The sequence below is a fragment of the Actinomycetes bacterium genome (assembly GCA_035489715.1).
Lineage (GTDB): Bacteria > Actinomycetota > Actinomycetes > JACCUZ01 > JACCUZ01 > DATHAP01.
Map to the genome: position 1 here is coordinate 1 of DATHAP010000070.1, position 8,129 is coordinate 8,129.

An 8,129-nucleotide genomic window follows, 5' to 3' on the forward strand; every position below is an offset into this window, starting at 1 on the left:
CACCCTGGTGGCCCCGCGTCGTATCGAGGTCCTCGACTACCCGGTGCCCACCGAGCTCGAGCCGGGCGCCGTCCTGCTGCGGATGACCGCGTCGGGCATCTGCGGCACCGACAAGCACACGTTCCGCGGCGAGACCGTGCAGTACGCCGGCACCGACAAGGAGCGCTCGACGCCGTTCCCGATCATCCAGGGCCACGAGAACCTCGGCGTCGTCCAGGCCACCGGCGCCGGTGGAGCGCGGGCCCACGACGGCACACCGCTGCAGGTCGGCGACCGGGTGGTGCCGGCTCCCAACCGGGCGTGCGGGGTGTGCCGGAGCTGCCGGCGCGGCTTCCCCTACTACCTGTGCCGCGACCTCGAGAACTACGGCAACTCGCTGAGCTCCGCGCAGCCGCCGCACCTCTTCGGCGGCTGGGCCGACCTGCAGTACCTCCTGCCTGGCACCGCGGTGTTCCGGGTGCCCGAGACCCTCGCCGACGAGGTCGCGGTGCTGACCGAGATCTTCGCAGTGACCCACAGCCTCGAGCGGCTCGCTGCCGTCCGTTCCCCCGGCGGGTTCCGTCCCGGCGACACCGTCGCCGTGGTCGGCGTCGGCTCACTCGGGATGGCACACCTGGTCAAGGCCGCGCTCATGGGCGCCGGGCGGGTCGTCGCCGTCGACCGGTCGGCCCGGCGGCTCGACCTGGCCGAGCGGCTGGTGGCGGCCGACCAGGTGCGCGCCGGAGGCGGCGAGAGCGAGCTCGACGACGTACGGTCGCAGGTCCTCGACCTGACCGACGGCGAGGGGGCGGACGTGGTCGTGAACGCCACGGGCTTCCCGGGGTCGTTCGCCCTGGCGACGGCACTCGTCCGGGACGCCGGCACCGTCCTGGAGGTCGGCGCCTTCGTCGACATGGGGCCCGAGACGTTCAACCCGGCCGCGATCTGCGGCCGCAGCCTGACGGTCATGGGCACCGGCGGCGAGGACCTGCTCGCCTACACCGGCACCTTGGCGCTGCTCGACCGGCACAGCGAGATCCCCTTCGCCGAGATGGTGTCGCACGTGTTCCCGGTCGCCGAGGCGGCCCGCGCCGTGGAGACCTCCCTCGACGCCGACACCGCCACCAAGGTCCTTGTGTCCAACGTCCTCGAGCCTCGACGACAGGAGCAGTCATGACGACCGGAGAGCCGTTGCGGGTCGGTGTGCTGGGTGCCGCGCGCATCAGCACCGAGGCGATCGTGCGGCCGGCCCACGAGCTCGGCGCCCGGCTGGTCGCGGTGGCCGCCCGTCACCGCTCCCGCGCCGAGCAGTTCGCCGCCGAGCACGGGGTGGAGCGCGTGCTCGACGACTACCAGGCGCTGCTCGACGACCCCGAGGTCGAGGTCGTCTACAACCCGCTGGCCAACAGCCTGCACGGCCCCTGGAACCTGCGCGCGGTCGAGGCGGGCAAGCACGTCCTGACCGAGAAGCCGTCCGCCGGCAACGCCGCCGAGGCCGGGCTGGTGCGCGACGCGGCCGCGGCCGCGGGTGTGCAGGTGGTCGAGGCGTTCCACCACGTCTACCACCCGCTGATGGCCCGGATGCTCGAGCTGGCCGGCGGCGGGGAGATCGGCGACCTGCAGTACGTCGAGGCGCGGATGCTGATGCCGCCACCACGGGCCGAGGACCTGCGCTGGGACGCGGCGCTGGCCGGGGGCGGGCTGATGGACGTGGGCTGCTACGCGGTGCGCGCCGTGCGCGACCTGGCCCCGCTGTGCGGCGGCGAGCCGCGGGTGGTGGCGGCGCGGGGCGGCGAGCACCCGGCGCACCCGGGTGTCGACGCCTGGCTCTCCGCCGAGCTGGAGCTGCCCTCAGGTGTCCAGGCGCGCGTGGAGTCGAGCATGACCCACCAGGACGTGGACTTCTCGCTGCGCCTCGTCGGCAACCTCGGCGAGGCCTACGCCCCCCAGTTCGTCAAGCCGCACCTCGACGACCGGGTGGTGGTCACCCTGCCGACCGACCGCCGGGTCGAGCACCTCGGCACCCGGCCGACCTACACGTACCAGCTCGAGGCCATGGCCGCGCTGGTCCGGGACGGCGCGGCGATGCGCACCTCGGCCGTCGACTCGGTCGTGACGATGGAGCTGATCGACGACCTCTACCGGGCAGCCGGGATGCAGCCGAGGAGCGGGGCGGCATGACGGTGCGGGTCGGCGTCGTGGGCGTCGGCAACATCGGCACGTCGCACGCGCTGAACCTGGCCCGGGTGGTGTCCGGCTCGGCGGTCAGCGTCCTGTTCGACGCCGACGCGGACCGGGCCGCTGCGCTGGCGGCCGATCTCGGCGCGCGCAGCGTGCCCACGGTGCCCGCGGTGTTCCAGGCCGACGACGTCGACGCCGTCCTGCTCGCGTCGCCCGACGGCGTCCACGCCGAGCAGCTCCTGCTCGGGCTGCCCGCCGGCAAGCCGGTGCTCTGCGAGAAGCCGCTGGCCACGACCGAGGCGGACGCCCGCGCCGTGCTCGACGCCGAGGTGGCGCGCGGGCAGCGGCTCGTCCAGCTGGGCTTCATGCGCCGCTTCGACCCCGGCTACGTCCAGCTCAAGCAGGAGCTCACCGCGGAGGGCATCGGCGAGCCGCTGGTCGTGCACAACGTGCACCGCAACACCAGCGCGCCCTACGGCCTGGAGACCGAGCGGACGTTGACCAACATGGTCGTGCACGAGCTCGACATCTGCCGCTGGCTGCTCGACGAGGAGTACGCCTCCGTGATGGTGGTGGCCGGGCGCCCCGGTCCGCTCACCCCCGGCGGGCAGCACGACCCGATCCTGGTGGTGCTGCGCTCCGCCAGCGGCGTCGTGGTGGAGGTCGAGGCCTTCGCCAACGCGCAGTACGGCTACGAGGTCGTCTGCCGGGTGACCGGCTCGCACGGGCAGGCGGTGCTGGGGGACGGGGCGTTCATCACCCGCTCCAAGGCCTTCGCGCGCGGCGTCGACCTGCCGGAGCTGTGGCTCGGCCGCTTCGCCGAGGCCTACCGCCTGCAGCTGCAGGGCTGGGTGGACGCGCTGCACGGTGGTCACGCCTTCCCCGGCGCGACCGCGTGGGACGGCTTCGCGGCGACCGTCGTCGCCTCCTGCGCGGTGGAGGCCTACCGCACCGGGGGCTGGGTCGACGTGGTGCTGCCCCCGCGGCCGGAGCTCTACTCCGGGGCGGCTGTCGGAGTCTCTTCCTAGGCTGGTCCCATGACGACCCTCGACGACCGCCCCGGCACCGCGCTGCTCGTCATCGACGTGCAGCAAGGCAACACCTCGGGCGCCTACGAGCGCGACCTGGTGATCGGCAACATCCAGGCCTTGCTCGCGAAGGCCCGCGCCGAGGACGTGTCCGTGGTGTGGGTGCAGCACAACGACCCGGAGAACATGCCGAAGGGCTCACCCCAGTGGGAGTACGCGCCCGAGCTGGTCCGGCTGGACGACGAGCCGCTGGTCCACAAGCAGTACGCCGACTCCTTCGAGGACACCGACCTCGAGGAGCGGCTCGCCGAGCGCGGCGTCGGCCGGCTGGTTGTCACCGGTGCCCAGACCGAGGAGTGCATCCGCGGCACCCTGCACGGTGCCCTTGTGCGCGGGTACGACGCCACGCTGGTCGCCGACGCGCACACCACCGAGGACATGCGCGAGTGGGGCTTCCCGGTCGGTCCGGCCGAGTCGATCGCCTACACCAACACGTACTGGAGCTGGGCGTCGGCGCCCGGGCGCAAGGGCGAGGTGACCCCGACCTCCGAGGTCGACTTCACCCGGTAGGTCAGGCGGCGCGGAGCCGGAGACGCGTGTCCACGACATGGCCGCTGCAGTAGAAGCCGCCGTCGGTGCAGCCCATGGCGGACCACGAGCTGGCAGCCGTCGCCTCCTTGTACGCGCCCTCGTCCGGCACGACTGGGCGTCCTCCGCCTCCGTGCACCGGTGACCGCGCCGCGGGACGACCTTGATCGCCACAGGGATCAGGCTCTGCCATGCTCGCCGGGTGGACCGCTTCGCCGCCCGTCGTCTCCTGCTCGCCGCCGCCGTCCTCTGCCTCGGCCTGGCGCTTGCCGGTGGTCCGCCAGGTGCGGCCTCCGCCGCCAGGAGCAGCCGCGCGCCGGACGTCGTCATCGACCCTGCCGCGCTGCCGCCGGGGCCAGGCACGACGCTGGTGCACACCGATGGCCGCGACATCGTGGTCCGGACCGGGGACCAGGACGGCTACAAGGTCATCAGGCCGGACCTTCCCGGCCGTCCCCGGCTGGTCGGCACCACGGATCGCGGGTACGTCGTCACGACGACCCGGGCCTCGGACGGCGCATCGACCCTGTGGCTCGTGCGTCTCGACGGCACCGTCAGGACGATCCGCCGGCTGCCGTCGGCGGCGACGGCGCCGCGGCTCTCGCCGGACGGCACCATGCTGGCCTGGACCGTCCACGGCCGGGAGCGCACCAGGCTGGTGGCTGCCCACGTCCGCGACGGTTCGCTGATCGGCAGCGTCTGGCGGAAGGGCTACCTCGACGTCGCGGACGTCGGGCGCCGGATCCTGGTGACCGGCTTCCAGCCCTCCCGCACCTTGTGGTTCCGGCCGGGAGCCGCGTCGACCGACCTCCTGTTCCGCAAGCGCATGCTGCAGGCGGACATCCGTGCCGACCGGGCGGTGGTGGCGGTGAAGGACCAGGACGACGGATTCGACGGGATGTGCCTCTCCTACCGCGAGCTGCGCGATCCTTCGACGCGGTTCTGGCGCAGCTGCACCGACGTGCCGCTGACCTTCTCCACCGACCGCGCCCACATGGTCACCACGGACATCCGGTCCGACGGCATAGGGCCCAGCTACCTGGAGATCCGCGACGCCGTCACCAGCACCGCCCTGGCGCGCTACACGACTCCCGGCGGATACTTCGGCGACCCGGTCTGGGAGGACGCGGACTCGTTCGTCGTCCGGGTCTGGGCCGGCGGCCACGCCGCCATGGTCCGGATCACCACCGCCGGCATCGTCGAGCGGGTCTCGCGGGTGGCCGAGGTGGAGGCCGACAACTTCCGCGCGCTCTGGTGGACCTTCGCCGAGGAGTAGCCGCGAGTGGTCGGCATGGATTGGTGGAGGTGGCGGGAATCGAACCCGCGTCCTTCGGTGCGGAGCCAGGGCTTCTCCGGGCGCAGCCTGCAGCTGATTTTCTCGGCCCCAGCAGTCACGCAGGCGAGCTGCTGACGGGCCCAGTCGCTGTGAGGTTTCCCGCTCGGTCCCGCGACCGGACCGAGCGGTGGAGCCTTCTAGCTGATGCCAGACACCGGGCCGAAGGCACTCCCGGGCTGACAGCCTGCTCTGGCGCTACTTAGGCAGCGAGAGCGTAGGCGCGCTGATTGGAATCGGCGCTTGTTGGTTTGCCGGGCATGGTTTCCGAGATCATCCCGGCCATCCTCGGCCCGCTTCCCCTGGCACGACATCCGAAGTCGAGACCATTCACCCCCATGTTCAGTTGTGCCCCCATCCTAACGCGAGCCGTCCGCACCTCCTTCCCGGTTTCCCGTCGGGCCTCCGGCTGCCGATGGCCTTGCCAGGCCGGGTGCATGACTTCCACCCGCTGGGTAAGGGGCGGCGGATGAGTGCCTCAGACGCCCCGACCCGCACGATCGGCGGCCGCTACCGGCTGGACAAGTCCATCGGCAGCGGCGGGATGGGCACCGTGTGGGCCGGCACCGACGAGCTGCTCGGTCGTGCGGTCGCCGTGAAGGAGGTCCGCTTCCCGCCGGAGGTCGGCGAGAAGGAGCAGGCCGAGCTGCGCGAGCGGACGATGCGCGAGGCCCGGGCGACTGCGCGGCTCAGCCACCCCAACGTGGTCACCACCTACGACGTCGTCGAGGAGGACGGCCGCCCCTACATCGTCATGGAGCTGCTGCCCACCCGCAGCCTGAGCACCGTGCTGCGCGAGGACGGGCCGCTCCCGCCGCACCGGGTGGCCCAGATCGGCCTCGAGATGCTCGGCGCGCTCGAGATCTCGCACCAGGAAGGCGTGGTCCACCGTGACGTGAAGCCGGGCAACGTCCTGCTGACGGCCGAGGGCCGCGCGGTGCTGACCGACTTCGGCATCGCGACGATGGCTGGCGACCCCGCGCTCACGTCGACCGGCGTCGTGCTGGGCTCCCCGTCGTACATGTCGCCGGAGCAGGCGCGCGGCAAGCGGCCCGGCGCCGTCGCCGACCTGTGGTCGCTCGGCGCGACGCTCTACGCCGCGGTCGAGGGGCGGCCGCCCTTCGACGCGGACAACGCACTGGCCACGCTGACCGCCGTGATCTCCGACCCGGTCCCGACGCCTCGTGTAGAGGGCCCGCTGCGCGAGGCGATCCTTGGTCTGCTCACCAAGGACCCGGACGAGCGCATCGACATCCCGACCGCGCGTGCGCTGCTCACCAAGGCCGCTGCCGACCGCTCGACCGCTGCGACGGCGGTGCCCGCCGCTGCGGCGATCGCTCTCGACCGGGCCGGACGTACGGAGGCGCTCCCCGTCGCCGGCGCCCCCACCGCAGCTCCGCCCCCGCCGAGGGACGGGCCGCGCACGACCTACGAGAGCGAGTACGCCCCCCAGCGCAGGCGATCGGCTGGCCTGCTGGCCGCCCTCTTGGTCGCGATGCTGCTGATCGGTGGCCTGGTCGGCTTCGCCCTGCTCGACGACGACGGCGGCGGCGAGGACCCGCGGGCCGAGCCGAAGCAGACGCCGTCGTCGGCCTCGGCACCCCAGACCACCGCGCAGGAGTCGACCAGCTCGGCGCCGGAGACAACCCCGGAGGAGCAGCCGGCCGGTGTCCCGGACGGCTACCAGGTCTACGAGGACGCCTCAGGCTTCTCGCTGGCCGTCCCGCAGGGCTGGCAGGCCGAGCAGTCCAGCGCCACCGCCGTCGACATCAAGGAGCCGGGCACCTCGCGGTTCATCCGGATCGACCAGACCGACCAGCCCAAGGGTGACCCCAAGAAGGACTGGGAGCGGCAGGAGGAGTCGGTCAGCGCCCGGCTGCCCAACTACCAGCGGATCAGCATCGAGACGGTCGACTACAACGACTGGAAGGCCGCCGACTGGGAGTTCACCTTCGGCAGTGGCACGCACGTGCGCAACCGCGGTGTCGTCACCGACAAGGACCACGGCTACGCCATCTACCTGTCGACCCCCGAGGCCGACTGGTCGGCGAGCCAGGACGTCTGGCAGGTCGCGGTCGACAGCTTCCAGCCGGCCACTGGATAGGGCCGCCCGCGAGGCACCAGGTGAGGCGTACGTCGCGCCGAGCCGGTCACCACGACCCGCCGCCGCCACCGCCGCCACCACCGCCGGACGAGCCGCCGCTGAAGCCGGACCCGCCCGACGACGACGGCGTGGAGGCCGCGATGGTGCCCGACGCGGACGAGGTGAAGCCGTCGAGCGAGTCGGAGAAGTGGTCGGAGCTCCAGCCGTTCGGGCCGGTGTACCAGGCCGGTGAGGTGGCCGCGGTGCCCCCCGCTGCCGCCGCGAGGGGCCCGAACACCTTGACCCACCGGTCCGCCTCGCCGAAGACGACCGCGAAGGGCAGGTAGCGGCTGAAGATGTCGGCCCGCTCCTCGAAGCGCAGCTGCTCGGCCTCGGCGGTGGCGATGTACTCGCGGAAGCCGCGGGCCTGGGCGAGCATCGCCGATCCCTTGGCGGTGCGCGCCGGCATCCGGCGGGCGAGGACGAACAGCAGCACGCCGATCAGCGTCAGCGCGATGCCGACCGGTGCCCAGTGCAGCCGGCGACCGAGGAGGAAGGTCAGCCAGCCGCCCGCGATCGCGACGACGACCCCGGCGACCTGCCACCGGCCGCGCACCTTGTCGGGGCGGCCGCGGAACCATCCCTGGCTGGTGACGTTCGTGTACAGCGCCGACTGCACCCGGGCCAGCCGGGCCGCGAACTTCTGCTTCAGCGACGACAGCAGCACCCTGCCCTCAGCGTCACTGCTCTCGAACAGCCCGCTGTAGAGCAGCCGCTCGTACTCCACCAGGTCTCCCTTGCCGTCCGGCAGCTTCACGAGCAGCCAGTCGCGGGACCGGAAGAGCCCCTTGCGCGGCTGCTCCTCGATCCGCAGGTGCCCGCGGACCGCCAGGTCGACGATCGTCGCCGTGACGTCGAGGACGTTGGCCCGCTCGTC

General features: G+C 72.7%; 8 protein-coding genes and 1 other RNA gene. 6 read left to right on the top strand and 3 right to left on the bottom strand.

Annotated elements, in window-relative coordinates; genetic code table 11:
* The 4 genes from VK640_06005 to VK640_06020 form a co-directional block, all read left to right on the top strand.
* Positions 1-1,156, top strand: a 1,156-nt coding sequence (locus VK640_06005; protein HTE72736.1) for an alcohol dehydrogenase catalytic domain-containing protein, incomplete at its 5' end; no start/stop codon positions are given.
* Positions 1,153-2,160: a Gfo/Idh/MocA family oxidoreductase gene (locus VK640_06010; GenBank protein ID HTE72737.1), complete on the top strand. Its 1,008-nt coding sequence runs from the start codon at positions 1,153-1,155 to the stop codon at positions 2,158-2,160. The genes VK640_06005 and VK640_06010, both read left to right, overlap by 4 nt.
* A complete protein-coding gene (locus VK640_06015; GenBank protein ID HTE72738.1) occupies positions 2,157-3,188 on the top strand; it encodes a Gfo/Idh/MocA family oxidoreductase in 1,032 nt (343 codons plus the stop codon). Before VK640_06010 ends, VK640_06015 begins: the two co-directional genes overlap by 4 nt.
* Before the next feature lie 9 nt (positions 3,189-3,197).
* Entirely contained in the window at positions 3,198-3,758 is a 561-nt protein-coding gene (locus VK640_06020; GenBank protein HTE72739.1) for a cysteine hydrolase family protein, read from the top strand.
* A gap of 1 nt (position 3,759) precedes the next feature.
* Here VK640_06020 and VK640_06025 read toward each other — a convergent pair whose 3' ends face one another.
* Positions 3,760-3,888, bottom strand: a complete 129-nt coding sequence (locus tag VK640_06025) for a hypothetical protein (protein ID HTE72740.1) — start codon at positions 3,886-3,888, stop codon at positions 3,760-3,762.
* A gap of 90 nt (positions 3,889-3,978) precedes the next feature.
* Here VK640_06025 and VK640_06030 point away from each other — a divergent pair, with 90 nt between their 5' ends.
* Positions 3,979-5,052, top strand: a complete 1,074-nt coding sequence (locus VK640_06030; GenBank protein ID HTE72741.1) for a hypothetical protein — start codon at positions 3,979-3,981, stop codon at positions 5,050-5,052.
* A 21-nt stretch (positions 5,053-5,073) separates the two neighbouring features.
* Here VK640_06030 and ssrA read toward each other — a convergent pair.
* Positions 5,074-5,447, bottom strand: a transfer-messenger RNA (tmRNA) gene (gene ssrA, locus VK640_06035).
* A 131-nt stretch (positions 5,448-5,578) separates the two neighbouring features.
* Here ssrA and VK640_06040 point away from each other — a divergent pair.
* Positions 5,579-7,213, top strand: coding sequence for a serine/threonine-protein kinase (locus VK640_06040; protein HTE72742.1), 1,635 nt, complete (start codon positions 5,579-5,581; stop codon positions 7,211-7,213).
* Positions 7,214-7,259: 46 nt separating this feature from the next.
* Here VK640_06040 and VK640_06045 read toward each other — a convergent pair.
* Positions 7,260-8,129: DUF2207 domain-containing protein (locus VK640_06045; protein ID HTE72743.1), on the bottom strand; the 870-nt coding region annotated here is incomplete at its 5' end.

Excerpts from the sequence above, each read along its gene's own strand:
- VK640_06010 (HTE72737.1), top strand. The coding sequence starts at position 1,153 with ATGACGACCGGAGAGCCGTTGCGGGTCGGTGTGCTGGGTGCCGCGCGC.
- VK640_06015 (HTE72738.1), top strand. The coding sequence starts at position 2,157 with ATGACGGTGCGGGTCGGCGTCGTGGGCGTCGGCAACATCGGCACGTCG.
- VK640_06020 (HTE72739.1), top strand. The coding sequence starts at position 3,198 with ATGACGACCCTCGACGACCGCCCCGGCACCGCGCTGCTCGTCATCGAC.
- VK640_06040 (HTE72742.1), top strand. The coding sequence starts at position 5,579 with ATGAGTGCCTCAGACGCCCCGACCCGCACGATCGGCGGCCGCTACCGG.